A 24,124-nucleotide genomic window follows, 5' to 3' on the forward strand; every position below is an offset into this window, starting at 1 on the left:
AATGTAGGGAGCTACATAAAATTGGGAATGAGGATCTGCAATGGCTCATTCTGCATGGTTGACATGCGCAGCGAACTGCTCCGCAAGCCGGCCTTGATGGCAGGCATGCCTCCTAACGGAGCTTGGACGGAAACATCCTCATCTCAAATGCAAAGAGGCTCAGCTCTTGCCACACCGGAGATAGAGGTCGAAGCCAGTCTTTTGCGTAATCATCAGGATGTCTTGGCTCGGGCGTATAACGGTCACGGGCCCATTATTTCTCTCGTTGTGGGCAATCACCGCTTCGCTCGGTGGGCGGTCCTCGTCGTAACCAAGGGCGCCATAAAAGCTCTCCGGTTCAATACCCAGCGTGTAGTTGCCAGTGTTGTTTCGCCGATATTGCCAATGCAGACCGGGCGGCGCATCGATGACGCCGATGTCGAAGCCATCAGCGACGCTTTCGATGGCCATGACCAGCGAGCGATCCTCTGCGCAGAACTGGGCCACCTTCGCCTCCAGCCCTGCATAGTTTCTGGCCTCGAGTTCGACATAGGCTGACATATTGGCCCAGACCCAGCGACCATCGATGTCGGACACGTTGTCTATCGTGTTCAGAGTTCTCTCGAGCTCAGCCATAGCGCTCTCTTCAGCGGCTGCCGGGGTTGTTGCGACGGCGAGGAGAGTGAAGAGCATATAGGGCACCAGCTTCATCGCTATGTATCCTTCCGGGTGTTGGGCTGTTCCGGGGCAAACGCAGGAATGAACAGGGTCATGTCGCGCAACGCCCGTAGATTTCGGTCCGATAGGGCTCAGCCAAGGCGATCAAGTCTGCAGACACCCGGTAGAGGTTGACCTGGCTCGCGGCAGTTTGAAGGGTGCGTGCGCGCATCTCGGATCCGCGTTCGCCCTCTATCGCATCGAGACGGAGCATGCTGAAGAGTGCTGCCGGATCGAAGCTGCGGTGGAAGAGCGAACCGCTGATCCAATCGAAGCGATAGACCATGTCCCCACCAGAATTGGGTGCCGTCATCTCGAAGCTGCCTTCATCGATCTCGGTGATGATAGCCCCGCGCGACGGGTCATTGCCGCAGATGCGGTCGAGTAGGCTGGCGATGAGCCCAGGATCCGGATCGGCACCCTTGGCATTGGCCAAAGTGCTGAGAGGTAGCCACTCGCCCTCGATATCCGAGACAACGCCGGCCGCTGTTGGCTGACCGAAAATCCTGTTGGCCAGAGCAAAGTTCTCTTCAATCTGACCATATGACGGGCCGGCAATGGCTGCGGTCAGGGCGAAGGCAAGTGCGATGCGCATGATCTGGTCCTTTTGTGTGTTGTCCATAGGACGACGAGAACCAGCGGGACCTTGGTGCCAGGCAGACTTTTTCGATCGGCGAGGCGATTTTTTGTTCTATGCACCAAGCGGCACGGCTATTTGTGCAATGGCGTCGACCTGATCGGCGGTAGCCAGCAGATAGTCCTGGAGCTGCACCACGGCATAGCTCATGGCGCCGGCAAAGAGCAGCAGGCTTAGCCAGATGAGCTGAAGAAATACCCGCTGCAGCGACCATTGGCGCCACCGGCAGATGCCCCATGCAATGATCAGGATTTGGTAGGCGGCCGGATAGAGAAACAGCGCAGCCATTCCGACGGTATAGCCCTGTGATCCCGCGTCACCTTGGATCGCGGAGGCGCCCATGATCCAGGGCAGGAGCAATAAGGCGGCCCCAATGGCGATAGCGAGAGGAATGCCGTGGACGATCAAGCCGCGCCACATCAGGGTGAACCCTCCAGAGCCAGAGCAGCAGATTGGCCGAGGATGTCAGACTTTACAGGATAGGAGACCCTGTCGGAGCGAGTGGCAATAACGAAGCGCATGGGGCGACCTTTATATCCTTTAGATATGAGACGCCCGTGATCCAAAAAAGCTTGGTGATTATCCGACCAAGGTTTTGCGCGCGACGGGCGTCTCATCTGAAACAGGGAGGGAAACGAAATGCTCGAAGCCCGGGCCGTTAGGGTCAACTTCTGGAGCATGCCATGACAATGCATGTCCTGCCTCTGCACCGCCGCGTGGTCGCCTTGATATTTCCTCTGATCATTGGGGGCATTGCCGTGCTGACAACGCCAACCTTTTTCGAGGTTGGCTTGCCGTGGTGGCCACTGTTGATCCTTGGCCTGCCGGGCCTTTTGTCTTTGCTGATCTGCTATGAATATTGGAACGCAGCAATTGGCTTCGATTCAGAGCAGTTGCACTTTCGCAGCGTCGGCTATCAGGTAACGGCGCCTTGGCAGAGGGTCTCGGAGCGGATAACCGATGGCAAAGTGTCCCTTTATGTCGAGGCGTGCGAGCCGCGCTATCGATGGTGGCTTTGGATCATGCAGTCGGCACTGCATGTGTTCATGCCCCATCGCTCGCGCTACGCCCACGGCTTGATGGCCTTAATCCCGCTTTACTGGTTCGCCTCGGCACCCGATGGCGCAGTGATGCAGGACTTCCGGAAGTACAGTGGCAACAGGGTAGGCTCGGCAGACAAGCTCAGCGCCATGCCTGACCTTGCGGAATTACAAAATGCCGCCATTCGCAGCATAGCGCACGACGTGATCAACCTGCAGGATGGAGAGTGGGAAGACCGGGAGTGGCGCTACCTGGCAGTCGATCACGAGGTCCTCGTTGCAGATGGGCGCCGCTCGAGCACGCAGGCCAAGGTCATTGCGCAAAGGCCTGGTGCCGAGTTGGAGGAATTGGGCTTTCGTCTCAGTCCGGAGAGCAAAGCGCATCTGTTGGCTCTGCGCGGGGCCATGGCGGAAGTCGACGGCAAGATCTGGACCATCCTCGATATGACGGTTGATCACAGCGGGGAATATGATTTTACCTTTGGCTATGGTGCGCCGCCTCGACTGAATGGCGATCTCCTCCATAGCCCGCTGACTGGGCTTTTGGAGCGCTATCGAAAGGCCCGGTCCAAGTGAGCGGAGATATGGGCGGTGCGCTGGCCAGCGGGCTCGACCGGGACGAGACCACAACGCTTTTGCGCAATGCCGAACCCCGCCGCATTGCCAATCTGGCTGCGAGCCTTAATCTGTGTGCAGGCATCTTCTTTCTGCTGCTAGGTAGCGCGCCCTTCGAGGGCAGTTTTTTGTGGCCGATCGTTGCCATTGTAGTCGCTGGCATGGCGTGGACCGTCTCAAATCATCTCTGGCGCGACATTGCCTTGGCGACGGTAGCGGAAACGATCTGCGTGCGCTGGGGGCAAAGCCAGTTCGCCAGCGGCTGGGGAACGGTCGGTATCGAGAAGTGGATGGCCGACCTTTTCAGCGAAGAAGGTATGCGCTTTACGGCATGGGAGAGCCAGGGCAAGCACAGGGATATCGCCTATCGGCTCAACGAGGCCACCATCTGGCGCCGCATGAGCACTCAAAAGCGCTACGAGACCTTTTACCTCATGGAGGTTCAAGTCGCCGTGCCGCACTCCTTTGCCGGCAGCATCGAACTGCGCCCCCACTCAAAATTCATGACCGGCGTCGATGATTTGTTCCGACAACTGTCCGGCGACGAGGTGCAAAGGCGCGTTATTTCGCCTCAGTTCGATGCGGTCTTCGATACGCTGGCCAGTCCCAATGCGGATGTGGGCAAGCTGCTGACACCGGGCTTCCAGCAAGCCATGCTCGCTCTGGCCAAACGCAATCCGCACTCATACGTGTCGGGAAGGTTCCAGCATGGCTGGTTCAGTTTCCGCCTGCCTATCCCGCATCTGGCGTTCTCCTCAGCCGGTCTCTTAAAGCCAATGGCCGCGCTGATTGATGATGTCGACACGCTCTGGTGGGATTTGACCATCCCACACCGGCTCATCGATAGCCTCACCGGGGATTACGAGGGGCCGCTCCGATAGTCGGGCTACGCTCATCCTGCCGGTTCGGCGAGGCGGCGTTCGACATCGGCCCTGTCGGCAGCGTTGGAGACGCTTTGGGAACGTTGGGGGTCGCGCGCATATTTGCCGTTGACCAGATGGTAGATGCGCCAGAACCGCACGTCGTTGACCCGAAATTGCACGGCCACGATATCCTTGTCTGGCTGGGCAAAGGCGGAAAGAAGCTCGACCTCCTCGCCCGGCATAATGCCTTGAACATCGATCGTCTGCTCGCCGGAAATCTCGGGCAGGAAAATTTCCAGGGCCGTTGCGTCCTGTCGTGTTCCGATGACGACGCCGTCACCCTCAAAACGCGAGATTGTCTGGGGGATGGCGTCGATTGGCGCCTGGCTTCCCCCGGGGGATGGCTGCATGCCCATGCGCGTTCCGCTGTTGGACGGGGCATCTTCGGCAGGAAGTCCATCGCCACGCGACAGCGTGGTTGAGCCGGGTGGCGTCGTCACCGGTGCGTCGGCAACCGTGTCCCGTCCGCTTCCCGTCCCAACATTGTTTGGCAATAGACCTGGCGCAAACAGAAGCGCGACGACAAGAGCCGCGACGCCGACACCGACTGGTATCAGCCAGCGGACAGGCTGGCGGAACCAGTGGGCAATGGAGTTGACGCTGGCTCGTGGCAAGGGGCTGCGGTTGGCAAAGGCTTCCCGGCTCTGCGCGATCGTTGCATGCATGACCGCTGGATCCGGCTCAGGATCGAGAAATTGCGGCATCCGCTCTAAGGGATCGCGATCGCTATTCATAGCAAGTCCTTCAGCGACTTGCGCGCATTGTGGATGTGCCAGGAGACGGTCACTTCCTTGCATCCCATGATGACGGCTGCTTCTGCCTGCGAAAGTTGTTCGCCATAGACCAGCATTACGGCATCGCGCTGCTTGTCCGGCAATCGCCGCACAATACGCCAAATATCATCGACGCGCAGTTGGTCTTCCTGGTCGGGATCACTTTCGACCCGCGCCAGAGTCGCGACCGTCTCGATCTGCTTGCCCTGCCGTTCGCGGCTCCGCTGCAGGTCGCGGACGGCATTGAGTGTTACGCTATAGAGCCAGCTCGTGAACTTCGATCGCCCATCAAAGCGCGCGACCGCATCGGCCAGCCGCATGCAAACGGACTGGGTGACATCCTCCGCATCGCTTTTGTGACCGAGCCAACGGAAGGCGGTCTTGTAGATGAAGCGATAGTGCTCGGAAATCAGTCTTTCGAAAGCTTGTGCGTCGCCCGCTTTGACCCGCTTGATAAGATTTTCGGTCGTGTCGGACGGTTCTGAAATAGTCCCGTCAACAAGTCGCACCCTGTCAATTTCCCCCCATCTGCCCTTGGCAGTAATGCCATTGAAGCGAAATGGTTGTGGCAAAAATGAGATTTTCCCTTTTGCCATGAGCCGTTTGCAATTTTGGAGCGATAGCGAAAAGGCCGCCTCACTGCTCATTGGTGCGCATCCAATAGACCTGCCCATCAATGATGATCTCTTGGGGTCGGTCGGCGTCATGGCCTTCGATCAGGGCCACGAAATGTCGCTCCTCGCCTTCTGGACCTTGAATCAACAGCGTGTAGCCATCGAACGAATAAGCGCCTGTCGCGACGTCATAGGCGCGTTTGCCTGAGGCGATGATGTAGGAGGTGCCGAAGCTGCCGGCGACGAAGCCACTGCGAGAATACCGTAGCTGGCCGTCACCCAAAAAGGCGTATTCGCGATCGCTGCGCACGCCACCCATGCCAACATTGAGGAGGTAATAGGTCGCGTTAAGAACTTGCCCCTCGGGCACCGGCATCAATCGCTTTGCTTCGGAGATATCGATCGTTGACCCAACATCGAGTCCGCCGCTCTGGGTCAGCATGAGTTGGTCGGCCTCGTCTTTCCAGGTGAACCACCGGTCGGGTTCGCGCTGTCGGGACAGGTCGAGGTTCAGGTCTGTAAAGGCGAAATTCCATGCGTGGCGATAGGCAGTGCCATCGCGCAGCAGCACGTAAATGTCTTCGTCGCGCTGGGTGTAGCCGTTGCCAAAGCCATCCATGCGATTGGCAAACTCGGCGTCGTAGAGGACACGGTCGATATCGCTCAGGACGATGCCTGCGCCGGGAGCGCCATAGGCTTCAGCATAGTCGAGAGGACGGAGCATCAGGCCTCTACTCTCGTCGGCAACCGTTGCTCGGTCATTGTCAAATTGGCTGTCGTCGAGAACACGGCAATCATCGAGACTGAGTTCGCCGCCCTCACGGTCTTCGCGCAGCCACCGGATTTGACCAATGACGACGCGTTCCGCGCCGATATCGCGTGCCATTGTTGCTTCCTGCTCGTCGCTGGCAAAGGACCGGCAGCTTGCAAGGAATGTCGATTGCTGATCGCCGCGCCATTCGCGCAACGTATCCGCGCTGGTAATCCTGCCGTTGATTGCTAGGGCAGGGCGCAGAGCCAGCCAGTTTTCTGCGTGATTTTGCCTGGCCTCGCGGAGGTCACGATCCTGCTCCGCGCCGCTTTTCGAGCCGATCTCGTCCATTTTTGCAGCAAGCTCGGCCGAAAGGGCGATCAGCGACACCACTTCGAGTTCAGGGCTTGTTACCTCTGTCGGCGCTTCGGCCACGACGATCCCAAAGCTGTCGGCATTGCGCAGCAGGTAGCGGATGGGCCGGGCGATATCGAACATGTCATTGTCGTCGAGTGTGGCGCGGAGATCGCCGCAGACACTGCTATCCTTGGCGACATCATCATCGACCAGTGCCTTGGCCCGGGCTCTGTTGGCCTCAAGGTCTTCATCGAGGTCCGGCATAACCATCGCGGCTGAAGCGATAAGGCGCTCATAGCCAGCGAGATCGACGCGGTGTCCCCATCCGGCGAGAGCATCTTGTCGTGCCTGTTGGCTATCTGGGAAGCGCGCATCGCAGGCCGAGAGATAGGCTTCTGCGACGATGGCGGCAGTCGCCGCCTTTCCCAGAGCATCCATGAAATCGGCGGCATCATCTCCCGATGCCGTCGTGGGTGCTATCAAAGCAACCCAGAATGCCAGCGCACTCCGCACTATCAAGAGCAGTCCCCGATGATGCGCTCAACCTGCAGCGTCCCGTCGACCAGCCTTCCCAGGATGGCGAGGCACTGATCGCTGGCCCATGCTTCCTCTATTCGGTTCGCGTCGGCTGTTGTTGCCTCGATCCGCGGCAAGGTTTCTTGCGCCCACAGAAGGTCCGATGGCCCGGCCTGCGCAGCTGCCGAAGCCCAGATTCCGCGCCACGGGCAGGGCGCCTGAACACAATAAATGCCGGTCTTGCCAACGAATAACCGTTCGCCGCCAGTTTCGGTGTCAGCAGCAAATGCAGGGCTTATGGCTGCAAAAAAGCCGAACAGCAGACCCAGGGCAAGACGCATCGTTCGCTCCTAGCGGTTTTCGAGGCCGTTGGCTTCGCGTTCCTTGGGAATGCTTTCGCGATTGGCCTCGACCTGTGCGATCAAACGTTCGAGGCCGTCGCGAACCTCCTTGAGTGTAGAAGCATGCTCCGTCTTGGACGTGGTGGGATTGTCATTGGCCGCGTCCCATTCGAGCGCCCATTCCATCGCCGCGATCCATTCGTCGACATCGCCGGCGATATATTCATTGACCGGTTTTCCCACTTGTTCGCTCAAGGCGCTGAACAGGATGCCCTCGTCGCGCGCGTCGTCGCCGCCAGCGCTAATGAGGAAGCGATAGCGCAACTGGCCAGCATACATCCAATTGGCCGCTTCCTGCCCCTTGCCTTCGCCCAGAAGGCGCGAGGAGAGAATGTAAAGCGCTGCTGGGTGAAGCGCGCTCGCCTCTGCAACGATCTCGGCGCTACTCATATCTTCAAGGCTTTTCATATCCTGCGCCGGGGCGGCCGAGATCATTGCGGTCGCAAGCAGCAGGGAGATCAGCAGTCGTTTCATGATCCGCATCCTTTTGGTTCTGCCCATAAGACGCGGCGAGCGAGCCAAACCTTGGTCCACAGCTAAAGATTTTTTCTGGAAAATCAGCCTTCGCCACCAAGGTCTGCGGCGTGGCAAGCGTCACATCGGCAAGACAACATGAAGGAGACACGCATGCGCTCTTGCGTCATCGCTGCCGGCCTGCTGCTGGCAACCGCCGCCCCCGTACTCGCTCAAAATACCAATCCCCTCCGCGATGGCCTGGACCACTTGCCGGCAACGCTCCTTTCCGGGCAGACGGGCGACTTCGCCTATTTCCTTGATATGCACACGCTCATGAGCCTTGTGGACGACGATAGTGCCCCTCGTCCCCAGTTGCGTGCTATGCCGATCGTCGATGTCTTGGCCCTCGAAAGCGTCTTCGAAACCGAGCCGGCCGAGTGGGAAGCCAAGGCCGGCACAACGATCGACAAAATCCGCTACTTTACCGGATATGGCCGCCCACCCAATTCCACCAGCAATTGGGGTTTGGTTGATGCGGACGCGGCAACTGACATGATTGCAGCGCTAAAGGCGGTGGGATTTGAAGATGCCGGTGTTTCGGGCGTTGTCGGCAATGGCGAGCCACAGCGGTTCGACCCATCCAAGCGCGATCCCTCTGACCCATGGCGTACTGCAATCGGCGCGGCGCAGTTTGCCGCGGCCGTGGGGACCAATGTGGTCCAGGCACAAACCCCTCAGGCTGCTACGGTCGCTGCCGGGCAACAGCCCAGCCTTGGTGATAATCCGATCGTTGCAACGGCTCTGGCGGGGCTTGAGCAGGCAGCCGGGAATGGTCAGGTGGTCCAGGCAGTGGTGATCTCGCCGCTCTTTGGCATGGCCGCTCTCGACCCCGCGGCGATGCTGGCGCCCTCGGCCGATATGGACGAAACCAAGGAGCGTCTTGAAGAGCAGATGGCCGCACTTAGCCAAGGCATTCCGCCCTATCTCGGAGGGATCATTGCCGATATCCAGCATGACCGGCCAGGTGTCGGCATTGCCTTGACCTACCCCGACTGCGCTATTGCTGAGGAGGCTGCGGATGCCATAGCGACGCGGTGGGTCGACATGGCCGGCGATGCTGCACAGGGCGAGGTTACCGCAAATACGGCCGAAGGCGAGGGAGGCTTCTGCGCTGCCACAGTGAGCGTCTTTGTCGATGCCGATAGTCCCGAGCAGAACCCTGCCTATCGTGTCCTGATCGAGACCTACACGCGAGGTCAGGTCGGTATTCTACAAATCGGCGAAAACTGAGCCTTGAGCTCCGGGGCAAAACTGCGCCCCGGAGCTTCATTTCATCGACCGACAAAGTTACGGCATAGTCGATCGTCCGTTCTTCCCGGATGGAGTATCGGTTAGTCCAGTTGAGGCAGTTCAGCCTGGCTCAACTCCGAGAGATGTTCGGCCTTGAACTCCCGCAGATTGCGCAGAAAAGCTTCCGATGCGGCATCGCCATAAGCGCGCTCACTCATGGCGAAAAGCATCGATCCTTTCTGGCCGTCAAATTCGCCTTCCACATAGCGATAGCCATTCCATTCGAGGATGAACTCGCCATTCTTGTCCTTGGTTGAGAGCAGGAAGTCGAGCAGGTACTCGCCATTGTCGGGATTGTCGAAGACGGCGTAATTGGCGACCGGGTCACTGCCCTTGCGCTGCTCGACCATTGCCGCCTGCGCCCCGACAACTTCGGTGAGCGGTGCGTCTGTAGCGAGAAATTCTACCATTACCATACTTTCGTAGCTGTCACCAGCGGCGCCTTCGGGCAGGTATTCCTGCTTAAAATAGCTCGGTTGCGGATTGGACGACCAGGAGAGGATATAGTCCGTATCGCCGACCTTGATCGGACCGGGGACGCCCAGGTAATCGGTTACGCCCTGCGCTTGGGAAGGCATGATGGAACAGAGCGCGAGCAGCGCCGTGGCGGTAATCGTCTGACGGAACATGGGTTGATCTCCTCGACAAGGCAGAGCGCCTCACTACCCATGTGACGGCGCCTGCAGCCAAGACCTTGGTCTGGTCGTGACTTTTGTTCGACCAAGATTGCGCTCGCGCCCGTCGTCCTATCAGTGAACAGAAATGGAGAGCGCCATGCCTTCGCGATTGCTGATTTGGACCGGGGTCATTTTGCTGGCTGTTCCCGCCACGGCTCGGGAGGAAAACTGGCGGGCAGATGCGTTAGAAAAAGCGCAGGATTATCATGCCGCCAACTTGCCTCCTCTTTGCATGGAGCCCGACACTTCAGAAACGGAGCCGCCCAGTTTCGAATTGCAGGTGGGCGAAGAGACGGCGGCCCGCCAGGCGCTGATCGTCGAATTTCCATGCCAGATTGGCGCCTATAGCCAGACCGCGGTCTATCTGCTGTCGGATCAGCAGGGCACGGTGTCGCAAATCGTCTTCCCGGCACCCAAGTTTGACGTCAATTATGTTGGCGGAGAAGAAAGTGCAGGCGTCGACACTATAGTCGTCTACGAAACGCCCTATCTCCGCGAAGTGGTCAATCCGAGCTACGATCCATCCAGCCGCACCATGTCAGAGCGCAACAAGTGGCGCGGCTTGGGTGACGCCTATACGGAAACGCGCTGGCAGTTCAAGAACGGCAAGTTCGAGATTACCTACTTTGCCGTCGATGCCACCTTCGATGGCAAAGATGATCCCATTGTTCTGATCGAACGCGACATCTGGTGACTATTGGTCGAGGCTTCGGAGCCCGACAATGAAATGCATGTAGCGCAAATAGCGCTCGCCGGTGGCTTCGTCGCTGGTCGCGACAACCTGTCGTCGTCCTCCGTCCAGCGCCTCATGCTGCTCCCTGGTTAAAAGGTCTGATCCAATCGCGGACAGCGCATCATAGCGCAGGCTCCGATAACTTGTCTCGTGACCAGCTTCGATCATCGCGGCGTCCATGACCACGTCGGCGTCGATGCCGCCACACTGTTCGGCGATCCTTTTGCGCTCTCCGTCCAGCACCGCGATCATGTGGCGGTCGAAGGGCGCTCCTTCAGCGTGCCCGATCTGACTGCTTATCGCCGCGATCTCGCTCTCGCAACGGCCGCTGGGGACCAGATGATCGCGTGGCTGACCCGGAATGGTGATGGCTTCGATCAGGGGATCAATCAAGTTCCAGTCGGTCTTCTCCTCGGCGCTGATACAACTCAGCGTCACATAGCCGGAAGGGCTCGGAATGACCGCAACGGTGAATGCGCCGCCCGTTTCATGCTTGCCATGGACGCGATGGGCGTAAGAACCGTGAAGGGTAAAATCTTTGCCGCCTTCGATTGTGCCGGGCACGGCAACCTCTTGCGCCATGCGCTCGTAGGTGCCTGTATCGAGAACGAGGCTATTGACCCAATCCTGGTCCCCCTGCCCATAAGCTGGGTCGTATTGAAAGCTGATGTCGCAAAGATCGCCGCTGGGATCCACGGCAGGTAAACCCGGATTGTCCGATGACACCGTGATGACCACAATGCCCTCGGGTGTCTGCCCCACCAATTTCGCGTCAAAGCCATCCGGTGTTTCGAGCGTCAATCCGAAATCAGGATCGACCAGAACAGGACCGTGCGCTCCATCTTGCGCCAGCGCAGCGGCCGTCATGCAAGCGGACATCGAAATTGCAGCTATGACCTTCATCGAGACCTCCATGTTTCGAACATAGGACGCTCGGCCAGTCAGCTTTCTTGGTCTGCCAAGACAGATTTGCAGATGGACATATCGTCTGCGATCGCGATCGCGCCTCGCTCATGAGTTTTACCTAGATGGTCTGATCTGGAAGCATCCGTCCCTCGGATGCAGCTGTCGCAATTGTTTCCCCACTGGCGCCTTGTCCCCTCACTCCCAAAAAAATCCAGTTGCAAAGTTTGGCTTAGTTGATAACGTTTCAACTTACTTGACGGAAGCGGCGAGACAGCCGCGTCAAGGGAGGAGAAAATCATGTTCAACCGCTCTTTGCGGCGTCGTACCGTCTTGGCCGGCGTCATGCTTGCCGCTCTTGCCGGCGTTAGTCCGTCCGTCCTTGCGCAGGACATTTCTGGTGATCTTGTCATCCTACAATGGCAGACCGGCACAGATGGTCAGATGTGGAAGGATGTCGAAGCCAAATTCATGGAGATGCATCCCGGCGTCACCATCAAGGAATTCCAGCCCGCAGGCGGGCAGGGCGATGCCCGTGGCGGTATGCGCACTGCGCTCATGGGCGGCGAGGTCGTCGATATCATCATCAATACCTGGCCGGCCTTCCGCGCAGAACTCGTCAATGCCGGAATTCTGCGCCCGATCGATGATCAATGGGCTAGCTTTGGCTGGGACGACAAGCTCAGCCAATCCTGGCGCGATCTCGGCTCGATCGATGGCACGACCTACGGCATCACCTATACCTATGGCGACCGCTCGGCGATCTGGTACAAGACCGCCCAGCTCGAAAAAGCTGGCGTCACGCCGCCAAAAACCTGGGACGAGTTCATCGCGAGCTTCGATAAGCTCAAGGCAGCCGGCTATCCAGCGCCTGTCGTAATCCCTGCCAAATACTGGGCGCATACCGAGTGGTTCGAGACGCTGCTGCTGCGCACCGCCGGCGTCGACGTTGCCGCGCAACTGGCGGCGCATCAAATTCCCTGGACCGACCCGAAGGTCAAAGCGGCGCTGATGAAATATGCCGAAATGCTGCAGGCCGGCTGCTGCGCTCCGGCGGCGACCATGCTTGCGATCGAAGAACCTTATCCAACGCTTTATACGGCTGAGGAGTCCAATTACATGCTTTTTGGCATGTGGACCAATGCGGCGCTGAAGAATGATCTCAAGCTCGAAGAGGGCGTCGATTATTCGATCTTCCAGTTCCCCGCGTTGGGCATGGGTTTTGACGATACGTCGAGCGTTGATACCAAGGAACTGAACGTCACGACCAACGGCGCCAACCCCGCAGCGGCGGACGCTTTCCTCGATTACATCGTCAGCCCCGAGGCTTCCGCCATCATGGCCGGCTACGGTTATGCCTCACCAAGTTCGGCTGCGGACGGATCGCTCCTTGGTCCGGTCCAGCAGATCGCCACCGGCGCCGTTTCGAGTTCCAAGGTGCAGTTCGTCCTCGGCGATCTTCTTCCCGGCGATCTCGTCGATGAATATCGCGTCCAGCTGCAGAAGTTCCTGCAGAACCCAACCGAGGCGACCGTCGACGAAGTGCTGGCCGCCATCGAAGCCAAAGCGGCAACGGCTTACTGATGAGCCGGTCTCTGCCCCAGATGGTGGCAGACCCGGCGGACGTTTCCTCCCGCGATGGTGGCGGACGGCTTCGGCTGCCCGCCACCCGTGGATGGCGCATCAAGGAAACACCGGCTGCCTGGCTGCTCATTACGCCCGTGATCATCCTTTTCGGTATCTCGGTGGTTTATCCGCTGTTCGATACGCTCAGGCTGTCGTTCTTTGACATCAAAGGCCTGGCGCCAGCCAAATGGGTTGGCTTTGGCAATTACGTTACGCTGTTCAATGATGCGACCTTCCGCAACACGCTGCTGACAACGCTGATCTTCACGCTCGGCACGACGGTAATTTCGGTCAGCCTTGGCTGGGCTCTGGCCATGCTTTGTGCCTTTGCGCCCGTCCATACGACGCCCTTTCGCGGCATGATGTTCGTTACCTTCGGCATTTCCGAAGCGGTATCGGGCTATATGTGGCTCAATATCCTGCGCCCCGACAAAGCAGGGCTCCTCAACGCCATCATCGGCAATTTCATTCCCGGCTTCGCCCATTCCTGGTTGGGTGACCCCAATACGGCGCTCTGGTCGCTGATCTTCGTTGCGTCCTGGAGCGGTGTCGGCCTGCCGCTGATGCTCTGCTTTGCCGCGGTTCAGTCGATCCCGCGGACGGTGCTCGAGGCTGCCTATATGGATGGTGCCAAACCCACGTCGATCATGCGGCATATCATGATGCCGCTGTCGCTTCCGGGTGTACGCGTCGCCATTTTCATCAACCTGCTCGGGGCTTTGCGCGCCTTCGACATCATCTATGTGATGACCGGCGGTGGCCCCGTGCGCGCCACAGAGACGGTCGGCTACTTCATGTATCGGGAGTCGATGACACAGTTCAAATTGGGCTATGGCGCCGCGGCCACTGTCGTGCTGCTCGTCGCCGTTCTCGTCATTTCCATCCCCGCCATCATCCAGCGCACGGCAGGTGCCAAATGATCGGGCGCATTCATTGGTGGACTGTCGTTCTGGTCGGTGTCATCGCGACCATCTGGGTCATCCCGGTGCTCGGCATCGTCGTGACTTCGCTGCGTCCGCCGAGCGAAGTGGCGCTCGGCTGGTGGCGGCTCGATACGTTCAGCATCACGTTCGACGCGTGGATCCGGGTGTGGGATGAATATCCGCTGGCCCAGGCCTTCTGGTTTACGGCAATGCTTGCGGCGCTCGCAACGCTTGGCACCATGCTGCTGACGCCAGCCGCGGCCTACGCGTTCCACTTCCTCAATTTCCCGTTCCGCCGGCTGTTGCTGATCCTGATCATCAATGCCTTTGTGCTGCCGCAGCAGGTGGTGGTTATTCCGCTCTTTACGCTCTGGCGGGATTTGAAGCTGATCGACAATATCGCAGCCGTGCTCATTCCCTATGTGGGTATGAGCTTTGCCTGGTCGATTTTCCTCGTGAAGAACTTTCTCGAGGACTTTCCCAAGGAGTTGATCGAGGCGGCCAAGATTGATGGCTGCGGGCCCCTTTCGACCCTTCGCCACATCGTCCTCCCCAATGCGACAAGTCCCATCTTTGCGGTCGGCGTTCTGCAGTTCCTCTGGACCTGGAACGCACTCCTTCTTCCCATGCTCTATCTGCGGAGCATGCAACCCTTGCCCGTCCTCCTGACCAAGGTATCGGGCACCTATGAGAGCAATTGGGATCTGCGGTCGGTGGCCGCGATCGTCACCACGATCGTCCCGCTCATCGTCTTCGTGATCTTTCAACGCCAATTTGCCGCCGGGTCGCAGACCCGCACAGGGGCCAAAGAATGACTATCCAACGCACCAACAAGCCGCTGCGCTTTCGCCAGATCCATCTCGATTTCCACACGTCCGAGCATATCCCCGATATTGGCAAGGATTTCGATGCAGCAGATTTCGTCGATACGCTGAAGAAGGCACATGTTGATTCCATTACGGTCTTCGCCAAGTGCCATCACGGCTGGGCCTATTACCCAACCAAGATCGGCGCGCCGCACCCGAACCTGTCCCGGCCCGATCTCCTCGGCGAAATGGTCGATGCACTCAACGCGGCCGATATCGAATGCCCGATCTACATCACCGTGCAATGGGACGAGCGCAATGCGCGGCTGCATCCGGAATGGCGGGTGCGGTCAGCCACCGACAACCGCTTCGATCCCGCCCAGCTTGAAGCGGGCTGGCACACGCTCTGCCTCAACCACAAGGACTATCGCGACGAGCTTCTGGGTATGGCGCGCGAAGTCGCCAGCACCTATGCAACGCCGGGCATCTTCTTTGATATTGTCCTCGCGCCCGATTGCGTGTGTCAGGCTTGTCTCGACACGATGGCCGAGATGGGTCTTGATCCAGAGATCCACGCCGATCGCCTGACCAAGGACGAATGGGTCAATGATCGCTTCCGGCGCGAAATGAGCGCGGCGCTGAATGCCGAATTCCCGGGGCTCCGGATTTTCTACAATTGCGGCCATATCCACAAGCAGGGGCCGCAGCGCTTCGAACCCTATTCCCATCTCGAACTGGAAAGCCTGCCGACGGGCGGCTGGGGATACAATCACTTCCCGGCCAGCGCGCGCTATGCGGCAACGCTTGGCTTCGATTTTGTCGCCCATACCGGGAAATTCCATACGTCCTGGGGCGAATTCGGCGGCTTCAAGCATCCCGATGCCTTGGAATTCGAAGCGGCGCAAATGGTGGCGCTAGGGTCAAAATGCCTTGTCGGCGATCAGTTGCATCCAAGCGGCGCGATCAATCCCGATACCTATGCCTCGATCGGCCCCGCCTATGCGCGTGTCGAAAAGCTCGAACCCTATCTCGAAGAAGCGTGGCAGGTGTCCGAGGTCGCAATCCTCTCGGCGGAATATTTCCACCATGCAGGCGACCGCAACAACAATGCCGATGATGGCGCGGCGCAGATGCTGCAGGAATTGCAGCAGCCCTTCGACGTCATCGACCCGAGCGTCGATTTTGCGCGCTACCGCGTCATTATCCTGCCCGATGAGGTGCCCGTCGAAGGGGATCTGCAGACCCGGCTCAATGCCTATGTCGAGGCGGGCGGCAAGCTGATCCTGAGCGGTATTTCTGCGTTGCAGGACGACGGGTCTTTTGCGGTCCCTGCCGGCATACGCAATCTCGGCCCGGTCGAGTTCAATCCGTCCTACCTCCGCGCCAGCGCTTCGCTCGACCAGTCCATGACGACGTCGCCCTTCGTCGTCTATGGCCGGGCCCTGGCGATAACCCCCGAAGGCGCGGAGGTGCTGGCAGAGGTCATGCCACCCTATTTCAACCGGACCTATGCGCATTTCTCGTCGCATGCTCACGCGCCCGACAATGTCGCATCGGCTCCGCTCGGGGCGGGCGTCACGCTCCATAAGGGCGTTGGCTATATCGCTTACCCGATCTTCTCGATCTATCGGGCGATGGGCCAGCCGCTTTATCGCTATATCGTCCGTGGCCTCCTCAAGCGGCTCCTACCCGATGCCGCTCTCGAGACCGATCTGCCGAGCTCGGGCCGCGCATCGCTCAGCCAGCAGGAGGCGCGTGGCCGCCACATCCTTCATCTGCTTTATGGCGCTCCGCAGGTCCGCGGCAATGCCGTGCCGACGCGGGATGGAACGAGGGTCATGGAGATGATCGAGGATATCCCGGCGATTGGCCCCGTCACGGCCAAGGTGCGCCTGCCAGCGCCGCCGCGTCGCGCCTTCGAGGCCGTCTCGGGCGAGCCGGTGGAGGTGACCGATCTTGGCAATGGGCAATATGGGGTAACGCTTGAGCGCATGCGCATCCATGCGGCCATTGTGTTTGAACAAAATGCCTAGCGTGACAATTGCTTGGCCGGGCCCTGTGGCGCCCGTGCCCAAGCCGCATTATGCAGGTGAAAAGCGTCCGGGGCGATTTTTCCGGGCGCGTTCACCAGGGATACGAAGACGGATGACCGACCAAGCGATCAATAGAGCACGCCCGGCGACAATTATCGATGTTGCGCGGGCAGCCGGTGTCGCCGTTGGCACTGTGTCGCGCTATCTCAACGATCAGCCCATTCGCGGCGGCAATCGCGAGCGCATCGCCCAGGTGATCGACGAACTGGGCTATCGCCGGAACAGCGCCGCTGCAGCGATGAAGACCAATACCAGCCACATGGTTGGGCTCATGGTCCCCGCCGTCGGCGAATTCCACGCCGCTTTGCTCGATCGTCTCAGCCGGCACATGCGCCAGACCGGGCGCGCAGTGCTCTGCTATTGCCACGATACCGACCCCAGTTCGTTCATGGACGGGATCGAGTTTTTCGCCGGCCATCGCGTCGATGCGGTGGTGATGGATGGCAATGAAGAGCTTCGCCAGCGGCTTGAGCCCTATATCAGCCAAGGCATGTTGACCGTGCTCTATGACAATGACTTGCCGGGCTTAGCCGCCGACCGGGTCTTTGTCGAAAACCGCCGCGCCAGCAAGCGGCTCATCGATCATGTGCTCGATCTCGGTCATGAGCGGGTGGCGATCATTCACGGGCATCTGGTCGATTCCGTCGCCCGCGATCGTCTCCAGGGCTATCGCGATGCGTTCCTCGCCCATGGTGTCGAAGAGCATCCCGAACTCGTCGTCGATGCGCGCTGGAACGAGCAACGCGGCTATAGCGCGATGGGCGATCTGATGGCGCTGCCCAATCCGCCGACGGCCGTCTTCGGGGCCAATTACAATATGAGCATTGGCGCGCTGCGCTGGTTGCGCGAGCACAATGTCTCGATCCCGCAAGACATATCATTTGTCAGCTTCGACGATGTGCCGGCCTTTTCCGTGCACGTGCCGGGGATTACGGCAGTCGGTCAGCCGGTCGACAAGATGGCCGAGGCCATTGTTTCGATCCTTGCCGAACGGCTGGGCGATGGATCGCTCGGCAATCGCACCATACGCATCGATGCTGAAATCACTCTGAGAGGCTCCACCCGACGCTTGCGCCGGTAAGGAGCCACGCCTGGAGGAGGCGAGAATGGCCAATGTTGCGCTGACCGATGTCAGCAAATCCTATGGAGCGCTCGAGGTCATCGAAGGCCTTAACCTCTTCATCGACGACGGGAGCTTCACGGTTTTCGTGGGGCCATCGGGATGCGGAAAATCGACGCTTCTGCGCATGATCGCCGGGCTCGAACCCATCACTAAGGGCACGCTTTCGATCGACGGAAAAACCATGAACCAGGCCGACCCGATCGAGCGTGGCGTTGCCATGGTGTTTCAGAATTACGCGCTTTATCCGCATATGACGGTCGAACAGAATATCGGCTTCTCCCTGCGCATGGCGGGGCTTAGCAAGGAAGACATCGCCGCCCGCGTCGCCGTTGCGGCTCGGACGCTGCAGATCGAACCGCTCCTCAAGCGCAAGCCGGGTCAACTTTCCGGAGGCCAACGTCAGCGCGTCGCCATCGGGCGCGCCATCGTCCGCGACCCCGAAGTGTTCCTTTTCGACGAGCCGCTGTCGAACTTGGATGCCGAACTGCGCGTGTCGATGCGCGTCGAGATCGCCAAGCTCCACAACCAGCTTGGCTCGACCATGATCTATGTCACCCACGACCAAACCGAAGCCATGACGCTGGCCGACAAGATCGTCGTCATGCGCGCCGGCAAGATCGAGCAGGCCGGCACGCCTGAAGAACTCTATGATAACCCCGACAATCTTTTCGTCGCCGGCTTCATCGGGTCGCCCCGCATGAATTTCCTCCGCGGCACTCTTGGCGGCGGCACGGTGCGCCTCGAAAATGGCGGTTCGCTGCCTGCAAGCGGCACGGAGGACAAGGTGCTGGTGGGCGTCAGGCCCGAGCATTTCGTCGAGCCGGGGCAGGGCGCTGCAGACGTCTCGGTCACTGTCGATGTCGTCGAAAATCTCGGCGGCACGCGCTTTGTCTATGGCACACTCTCGTCCGGCGAAAGCGTCGTCATCGAGGCGCGCGAACGGCCGGGGATCAAGGCCGGCGACGTTCTCTCCTTCGGCATCAGGCCCGATCGGGCCATGCTTTTCTCTTCCTCTGGCGCTCGGCTGCGGAACATCTGATGACTGACATTCTCTGGTATCTCCAACCGGCCACCGAGTGGACGGACGCTCTCCCCTTGGGCAATGGCCGGCTCGGCGCCATGGTGCATGGTGGCGTCGGCCGCGAAGAACTTCAGCTCAACGAGTCAACGCTCTGGTCTGGCGGGCCATATCAACCGACCAATCCCGAGGCCTTGCCTAACCTCGAAAAGGTGCGCAAACATCTTTTCGCCGGACGCTATCAGGCGGCTCACGATGTCGCCCAGTCCCATCTTCTTGCCAAACCGCACTCGCAGATGAGCTACCAGCCGGCAGGCAATCTCTTTGTCGATTTCCGGCATGAAGCGGTACCCGGCAGCTATGCGCGCAAGCTCGATCTCGCAACCGCCACCACGACGACCACCTATGCGCTACTGGGGTCCGGTCTTGATCCCGATGCCCCGCATTATACACGCACCGCCTTCGTCTCTGCGGCAGATGACGTCATGGTGCTGCATCTGGCATCCTCCGTACCAAAGCTGCTCGATTTCGAGGTGTGGCTCGATAGTCCGCAACCCGGCGATATTTTTGCGGGCGACGAGGGGAGCCTCGTCTATCGCGGCCGCAATTTCGGCAAGCATGGGGTCGATGGGCAACTCAGCTTCGGCATCGATGCGCATCTCCGGGTCACAGGCGGCACGGTCGAGCGCCGCGGCCGCCGACTCGTGGTGCGCGATGCGACGGAAGCGCTCATTCTCCTCGATATCGCGACCAGCTTCGTTCGGTTCGATGATGTTTCAGGGGATCCCAACGCCAAGCTTCTCGCGCGACGCGATGCCTACCTTGGGGCGGACGTCGAAACTCTCCGCACCCGCCACATCGCGGCCCATCGGGCACAGTTCGATCGGTTGGATATCGACCTTGGCGCGGGCCGGGATGATCTTCCAACAGACCAGCGTATTGCCAATTTCGCCTCGGGCGACGATCCCGGCCTTGCCGCGCTCTATGTCCAATATGCGCGTTACCTGATGCTTTCATCGAGCCGCCCCGGCACGCAACCGACCACACTGCAGGGGATCTGGAACAAGGACACGCGGCCGCCTTGGGGCAGCAAATATACCGCCAATATCAATCTCCAGATGAACTATTGGCTGCCCGATCCCGCCAACTTGCCGGACATGGTCGAGCCTCTCGTGGCGCTCGCCGAGGATCTGTCGACCACCGGCGCCGAAATGGCACGGGCTCACTATGGCGCCCGAGGCTGGGTGCTCCATCACAATACCGATCTCTGGCGCGCTACCGGCCCCGTCGATGGCGCCTATTGGGGCATGTGGCCGACAGGCGGCGCCTGGCTCATGGCTCAACTCTGGGATCACGCCCGTTTTGCCGGAAGCCCAGATGCTCTCGTGCGACGGCTCTATGGTCCCCTTAGAGGTGCCGTGCTGTTTGCGCTCGATACGCTCGTCGCCATGCCGGGGACAAATTATCTCGTCACCGCGCCATCCATCTCGCCGGAAAACCGCCATCCCCACGGCGTCGCGCTCTGCGCGGGTCCGACCATGGACAACCAGATCCTTCGCGATCTCTTTTCGGCCTTTGCCGAGGCTGCCGACCAATTGGAGGAGGATGCCGACCTCGTCCAGCAGGCCGAGGACGCGCGGAGCCGCCTTCCCGAACATCGCGTCGGCAATGCGGGGCAATTGCAGGAATGGATGGAGGATTGGGACATGGACGTTCCAGAAATCCACCATCGCCATGTCTCGCATCTCTATGGACTTTATCCCAGCGACCAGATCAGCACCGAGAGCACGCCCGAACTCGCTGCTGCCGCGCGCCGGTCGCTTGAAATCCGCGGTGACGAGGCGACCGGCTGGGGTATTGGTTGGCGCATCAATCTCTGGGCCCGCCTTGGCGAGGGCAGCCACGCCCATGATGTGCTGAAGCTCCTGCTCAGCCCCGCGCGCAGCTACAACAACCTGTTCGACGCCCATCCGCCGTTCCAGATCGATGGCAATTTTGGCGGTGCTGCCGGGATCCTTGAAATGCTGGTGCAGTCGAGCGAAGCCGAGATCCGGCTGCTCCCGGCTTTGCCGGAACAATGGCCGAGTGGGTCAGTGCGCGGCATTCGGGCCCGCGGCGGCATTGAGCTGGACTTGGTCTGGGCACAGTACCACGTTGCTTCGTTACGTCTGCGCAGCGCTGCGCAAAAAACGGTGACAGTTCGGGTGAACGGTCAGGCTTTCTCCATTGAAGTGGTCCCAGGTGTCGACGCTGTTCACGATTTTACCGAGGCGCCCTGATCGCGCAGTCAGATGCAGGCGCTGACGAAGGTTACGGGCAGGAAGACCAGAATTCCCGCGCCCAAGGCCGCGCGGTTTGCCCATACGGCCGCGATCGACAGCGTCGTCGTCGGCTCGCCTTCGCGGACTGGTTTGCCCATGGCGAGCCAGGCAAGCGGAATAAGGCTGGCCACATAGGCGCCGATCAGCAGCCAGCGGTGATTGGGCCAGCCATAGGCGCATCCGATCGCCTGGAGGCCATAGAGCACCACGAAGGCCAGCGACCACACTGTAAAGCCGGCGATCAAGAGCAGCAGGGCGCGGAGATCTTGCCGGACCATCAGGTGCCCCCCGCCCACGCCAGGAGCGTTGCAAGGCCAAGCGCCGGGATCATCGTCGCCGCGGCATAACCATTCCAGAGCCAGGCGAGCACAAGTTCCGTCTGGCGGCGTGCTGAAACATAGCCCTGGGTCAGGCGCCAGAAGCCGTGTCCTGCCAGGAGCGCGGCAAGGCCGCAGTGAATGGCGGAAAATGAGAGCAGGGCAAACATGACAGCCTGCCGCGCGTGGTCGGTAGGGTTGGGCACTGCGGTCAACAGCACGATCAGCATGACTAACGCTGCCACGTGTCCAAGTGCTGCGGCCAGCAGAAAACCCCCGGCGTTCTGGCCTGACAGATTGCGTTGCCGTGCCAGCCAGGAGGCTCCTGCGGCGGATGCTGATAGAATCCATGCAAGCCCGCTCAGCCAGACAGGCCAATCGATTGGCACGAGACCTTCCCAGTTCGGCGCGACTACCAGGAGAAACAGCCCGCCGAAAAGCAGCGACGAGAAGAGCGTTGCATTCATCACCAAGGCGCAGCGATTGGCGAGAACAGCCACATTGTTGGGACATTCGACATCAAGCGGGGCGGCTTCGCCCATGCCGATATCGATCAGTCCCTCGTCCTCCGTCTGTCCAATGTTGGCGGGCCAGATGAGGAACAAGATCAGCGTCAGCAGCGCACCGAAAGGGGCGAGCCAATAGAGCCCGAAGAGCATGGCGAGAAAAAAGCTTGCCGTCGCTAATGCCGTCCAGAGCGGCAAATAGGTGCGGCGCGGCAGGATAATGACATGCTCAGGCGCGCCAGTGAGCATATCGACGCCCATGGTTTCTTGATCTCCATTGCGGGTAAAGCCGAGATAGCCGTAGCCACCGGCCAATAGAGGTCCGATCTTGGCTGGCTCCAATCCGTCCGCCCGCTCGTCGATCCTCGGGATCGCAGCGAAATTATAGCTCGGTGGTGGCGTTGGCGTCGCCCATTCGAGCGTTTGCGCCTGCCAGGGGTCGCGGCGGAAATAGCGGCCGAAGCGGAACTGCAGGACAAGATCGGCCAGAACTAGGCAGAAGCCCATGGTCAGGATGAAGCTGCCGAAAGACGACAGGAGGTTGAGCCAATCCCAACCCCAATTCGACGGATAGGTCGAGATGCGGCGTGGCATGCCCATGAGCCCGGTCAGGTGCATGAGGAAGAAGGTCAGGTTGAAGCCGATGAAGATCAGCCAGAAGGCCGGAATGGAAAGCTTATAAAGGCTCTGGCGCCCCGAAATGTGCGGCAGCCAATGATAGATGCCGGCGAGCATGGGGAAAACGAAACCACCCACCAGCACATAGTGGAGATGGGCGACGACGAAATGGGTGTCGTGCACCTGGGTGTTGAACGGCACCATAGCGAGCATGACGCCAGTTAGCCCGCCGATGACGAAAACGAAAAAGAAGCCGAAGACATAGAGCATCGGCACGTCCCATTTCGGCTTCCCAGAAGCCAGCGTGCCAAGCCAGGCAAATATCTGCACCGCGGTGGGTATGGCGACGAGGGCGCTGGCGGACGAGAAGAAGGCGAGCGCGAGATGCGGAATACCCACCGTGAACATGTGGTGGACCCAAAGGCCAAAGGACAAAAAACCCATGGCGACGATAGCCGCGATGATGGCGCGATAGCCGAGGATTTGGCGCTGCGCAAAGACGGGAATGATGGTCGAGAGCGCACCTGCCGCGGGCAGAAAGATGATGTAGACCTCCGGATGACCGAAAAGCCAGAAGAGGTGCTGCCAGAGAAGCGGATCGCCGCCGCGGGTGGGATCGAAGAAGGGGAGGTCGAAGGCGCGTTCGAGTTCGAGAAGGATCGAACCCAGGATGAGCGGCGGAAAGCCGACGATCATCATGCCCGAGGTGACGAGCATATACCAAGCCATCAGCGGCATACGGGCCAATGACATGCCTGGCGCGCGCATTTTGAGGATCGAGACGAAGATCTCGATCGCGGCAGTGACGGCGGATATTTCGACGAAAGTGATGCCGAGCAGCCAGACATCAGCATTGATGCCCGGTGTGTAAGGCTTGGACGAGAGCGGGGTATACATGAACCAGCCGCTATCGGGCGCGGCGCCCAACAGCATCGCGACGATGAGGATCGTGCCGCCGAAAAGGTAGCACCAGAAGCCATAGGCGGTGAGCCGAGGAAAGGCCATGTCCCGTGCGCCCAGCATCTTGGGCAGCATATAGATGACGAAGCCCTCGAACATCGGGATGGCGAAAAGGAACATCATCACCGTGCCATGCATGGTGAAAATCTGATTGTAGATTTCGGGTCCGATGAAGGCGCTGTTCGGCGTCGCAAGCTGCGCGCGGATCAGCATGGAGAGAAAGCCGCCGATGGCAAAGAAGGTGAGCGCCACCACCATGAAGCGCTTGCCGAGCACAGTGTGGTTGACGCTCGATAGCCGCCCAATGCCAGGCGGGGTCATCCAGATGCGCTCAAGTTCCTTGTGGAGGCGGATTGGCGAGATAGGCGTGT

24 protein-coding genes are annotated in these 24,124 nt (G+C 59.8%); 12 read left to right on the forward strand and 12 right to left on the reverse strand.

Annotated features, from left to right (window positions below; all coding sequences use genetic code 11):
- Positions 1-159 precede the first annotated feature (159 nt).
- The 3 genes from ASG47_RS13650 to ASG47_RS13660 all read right to left on the reverse strand — a co-directional run bounded on the left by ASG47_RS13650 (position 160) and on the right by ASG47_RS13660 (position 1,753).
- Complete coding sequence (locus ASG47_RS13650; RefSeq protein ID WP_061909931.1) at positions 160-690, reverse strand: hypothetical protein; 531 nt, start codon at positions 688-690, stop codon at positions 160-162.
- 58 nt (positions 691-748) lie between these two features.
- Positions 749-1,291, reverse strand: a complete 543-nt coding sequence (locus ASG47_RS13655) for a hypothetical protein (protein WP_156352200.1) — start codon at positions 1,289-1,291, stop codon at positions 749-751.
- A 96-nt stretch (positions 1,292-1,387) separates the two neighbouring features.
- Entirely contained in the window at positions 1,388-1,753 is a 366-nt protein-coding gene (locus ASG47_RS13660) for a hypothetical protein (protein WP_061909935.1), read from the reverse strand.
- A gap of 263 nt (positions 1,754-2,016) precedes the next feature.
- Here ASG47_RS13660 and ASG47_RS13665 point away from each other — a divergent pair, with 263 nt between their 5' ends.
- Complete coding sequence (locus tag ASG47_RS13665) at positions 2,017-2,949, forward strand: hypothetical protein (protein WP_061909937.1); 933 nt, start codon at positions 2,017-2,019, stop codon at positions 2,947-2,949.
- Positions 2,946-3,869: a hypothetical protein gene (locus ASG47_RS13670; protein WP_156464112.1), complete on the forward strand. Its 924-nt coding sequence runs from the start codon at positions 2,946-2,948 to the stop codon at positions 3,867-3,869. The genes ASG47_RS13665 and ASG47_RS13670 overlap by 4 nt, the downstream gene beginning before the upstream one ends.
- 11 nt (positions 3,870-3,880) lie before the next feature.
- On the opposite strand, the gene ASG47_RS13675 is transcribed toward ASG47_RS13670, so the two are convergent.
- From ASG47_RS13675 to ASG47_RS13695, 5 genes are all read right to left on the reverse strand, one after another.
- Positions 3,881-4,645: a hypothetical protein gene (locus tag ASG47_RS13675; RefSeq protein ID WP_061909941.1), complete on the reverse strand. Its 765-nt coding sequence runs from the start codon at positions 4,643-4,645 to the stop codon at positions 3,881-3,883.
- Positions 4,642-5,331, reverse strand: coding sequence for an RNA polymerase sigma factor (locus ASG47_RS13680; protein WP_244487108.1), 690 nt, complete (start codon positions 5,329-5,331; stop codon positions 4,642-4,644). The genes ASG47_RS13675 and ASG47_RS13680 overlap by 4 nt, the downstream gene beginning before the upstream one ends.
- Positions 5,321-6,844: a hypothetical protein gene (locus ASG47_RS13685; RefSeq protein WP_061909943.1), complete on the reverse strand. Its 1,524-nt coding sequence runs from the start codon at positions 6,842-6,844 to the stop codon at positions 5,321-5,323. Before ASG47_RS13685 ends, ASG47_RS13680 begins: the two co-directional genes overlap by 11 nt.
- Positions 6,845-6,921: 77 nt before the next feature.
- A complete protein-coding gene (locus ASG47_RS13690) occupies positions 6,922-7,263 on the reverse strand; it encodes a hypothetical protein (protein WP_061909945.1) in 342 nt (113 codons plus the stop codon).
- Positions 7,264-7,272: 9 nt separating this feature from the next.
- Entirely contained in the window at positions 7,273-7,797 is a 525-nt protein-coding gene (locus ASG47_RS13695) for a hypothetical protein (protein ID WP_156352198.1), read from the reverse strand.
- On the opposite strand from ASG47_RS13695, the gene ASG47_RS20715 reads away from it, so the two are divergent.
- Positions 7,796-7,939 (forward strand): hypothetical protein, encoded by a 144-nt coding sequence (locus ASG47_RS20715; protein ID WP_156464113.1) that lies wholly within the window; start codon positions 7,796-7,798, stop codon positions 7,937-7,939. The two genes, ASG47_RS13695 and ASG47_RS20715, sit on opposite strands and share 2 nt — an antisense overlap.
- 11 nt (positions 7,940-7,950) lie before the next feature.
- The gene (locus ASG47_RS13700) at positions 7,951-9,069 is read left to right on the forward strand and encodes a hypothetical protein (RefSeq protein WP_156464114.1); all 1,119 of its coding nucleotides are present in this window, start codon (positions 7,951-7,953) and stop codon (positions 9,067-9,069) included.
- Between the two features lie 101 nt (positions 9,070-9,170).
- On the opposite strand, the gene ASG47_RS13705 is transcribed toward ASG47_RS13700, so the two are convergent.
- A complete protein-coding gene (locus ASG47_RS13705; protein ID WP_061909951.1) occupies positions 9,171-9,758 on the reverse strand; it encodes a hypothetical protein in 588 nt (195 codons plus the stop codon).
- A gap of 145 nt (positions 9,759-9,903) precedes the next feature.
- On the opposite strand from ASG47_RS13705, the gene ASG47_RS13710 reads away from it, so the two are divergent.
- A complete protein-coding gene (locus ASG47_RS13710; protein ID WP_162243263.1) occupies positions 9,904-10,500 on the forward strand; it encodes a DUF1176 domain-containing protein in 597 nt (198 codons plus the stop codon).
- On the opposite strand, the gene ASG47_RS13715 is transcribed toward ASG47_RS13710, so the two are convergent.
- On the reverse strand, positions 10,501-11,442 hold the full coding sequence (locus ASG47_RS13715; RefSeq protein WP_156464115.1) for a hypothetical protein: 942 nt from the start codon (positions 11,440-11,442) through the stop codon (positions 10,501-10,503). It abuts the gene before it with no gap.
- 300 nt (positions 11,443-11,742) lie between these two features.
- Here ASG47_RS13715 and ASG47_RS13720 point away from each other — a divergent pair, with 300 nt between their 5' ends.
- From ASG47_RS13720 to ASG47_RS13750, 7 genes are all read left to right on the forward strand, one after another.
- Positions 11,743-13,026: an ABC transporter substrate-binding protein gene (locus ASG47_RS13720; protein WP_061909957.1), complete on the forward strand. Its 1,284-nt coding sequence runs from the start codon at positions 11,743-11,745 to the stop codon at positions 13,024-13,026.
- The gene (locus ASG47_RS13725; RefSeq protein ID WP_244487109.1) at positions 13,026-13,988 is read left to right on the forward strand and encodes a carbohydrate ABC transporter permease; all 963 of its coding nucleotides are present in this window, start codon (positions 13,026-13,028) and stop codon (positions 13,986-13,988) included. Before ASG47_RS13720 ends, ASG47_RS13725 begins: the two co-directional genes overlap by 1 nt.
- A complete protein-coding gene (locus ASG47_RS13730; RefSeq protein WP_061909959.1) occupies positions 13,985-14,806 on the forward strand; it encodes a carbohydrate ABC transporter permease in 822 nt (273 codons plus the stop codon). Before ASG47_RS13725 ends, ASG47_RS13730 begins: the two co-directional genes overlap by 4 nt.
- Positions 14,803-16,830, forward strand: a complete 2,028-nt coding sequence (locus ASG47_RS13735) for an alpha-amylase family protein (RefSeq protein WP_061909961.1) — start codon at positions 14,803-14,805, stop codon at positions 16,828-16,830. Before ASG47_RS13730 ends, ASG47_RS13735 begins: the two co-directional genes overlap by 4 nt.
- Positions 16,831-16,942: 112 nt before the next feature.
- Positions 16,943-17,971, forward strand: coding sequence for a LacI family DNA-binding transcriptional regulator (locus ASG47_RS13740; RefSeq protein WP_061909963.1), 1,029 nt, complete (start codon positions 16,943-16,945; stop codon positions 17,969-17,971).
- A 25-nt stretch (positions 17,972-17,996) separates the two neighbouring features.
- Positions 17,997-19,052, forward strand: coding sequence for an ABC transporter ATP-binding protein (locus ASG47_RS13745; RefSeq protein WP_061909965.1), 1,056 nt, complete (start codon positions 17,997-17,999; stop codon positions 19,050-19,052).
- The gene (locus ASG47_RS13750; RefSeq protein WP_061909967.1) at positions 19,052-21,310 is read left to right on the forward strand and encodes a glycosyl hydrolase family 95 catalytic domain-containing protein; all 2,259 of its coding nucleotides are present in this window, start codon (positions 19,052-19,054) and stop codon (positions 21,308-21,310) included. The genes ASG47_RS13745 and ASG47_RS13750 overlap by 1 nt, the downstream gene beginning before the upstream one ends.
- A gap of 8 nt (positions 21,311-21,318) precedes the next feature.
- On the opposite strand, the gene ASG47_RS13755 is transcribed toward ASG47_RS13750, so the two are convergent.
- Positions 21,319-21,630, reverse strand: a complete 312-nt coding sequence (locus tag ASG47_RS13755) for a hypothetical protein (RefSeq protein ID WP_061909969.1) — start codon at positions 21,628-21,630, stop codon at positions 21,319-21,321.
- Complete coding sequence (gene ctaD, locus ASG47_RS13760; RefSeq protein WP_244487117.1) at positions 21,630-24,074, reverse strand: cytochrome c oxidase subunit I; 2,445 nt, start codon at positions 24,072-24,074, stop codon at positions 21,630-21,632. Before ctaD ends, ASG47_RS13755 begins: the two co-directional genes overlap by 1 nt.
- Positions 24,075-24,124: the final 50 nt, after the last annotated feature.

The organism is Devosia sp. Leaf420, from assembly GCF_001425445.1.
GTDB lineage: Bacteria > Pseudomonadota > Alphaproteobacteria > Rhizobiales > Devosiaceae > Devosia.